The 494-nt window shown below is 69.0% G+C and carries 1 protein-coding gene and 1 pseudogene; both read left to right on the forward strand.

Going from position 1 to position 494, the window contains the following annotated elements:
* Positions 1-336 (forward strand): annotated as a pseudogene (locus BN1119_RS12120) (KipI antagonist); the annotation flags it as partial.
* Positions 320-494 (forward strand): LamB/YcsF family protein (locus BN1119_RS21125; protein ID WP_409337749.1); only part of this gene is annotated, 175 nt, incomplete at its 3' end. The pseudogene BN1119_RS12120 and the gene BN1119_RS21125, both read left to right, overlap by 17 nt.

Genomic DNA, 494 nt, shown 5'->3' on the forward strand with positions numbered 1-494 from the left:
ACCCCCGCCAGCAACCGTATGGGCGTTCGCCTCGACGGGCCGACGCTGGTGCGCAGCCATGGTCGGGAGCTGGCCTCCCACGGCGTCCTGCCCGGCGTCATCCAGGTGCCCCCTGGCGGCCAGCCCATCGTGCTGCTGGCCGATGGCCAGACCACGGGCGGCTACCCGCGCATCGGCTGCGTCATCGACGCGGATCTCTGGAAGCTGGCCCAGTTGCGGCCGGGGACGCGGCTGCGTTTCTCCCCCGTGACGCGGGAGCAGGCCCTGGCGGCGCGGCGCGAATGGCAGCAACACCTCTATCGTTTCGAATGGATGGCTTATGGAAAGACACATTGATCTCAACGCCGATCTGGGGGAGGGCTACGACTCGGATGCCCTGCTGCTGGACCTTGTCAGTTCCGCCAACATCGCCTGTGGCTGGCACGCCGGGGATGCGTCCCTGATGGCCGAGACGGTCCGCCTGGCGCTGGCCAAGGGGGTTGCCATCGGTGCCC

It is taken from the genome of Aeromonas bivalvium (assembly GCF_000819765.1).
GTDB lineage: Bacteria > Pseudomonadota > Gammaproteobacteria > Enterobacterales > Aeromonadaceae > Aeromonas > Aeromonas bivalvium.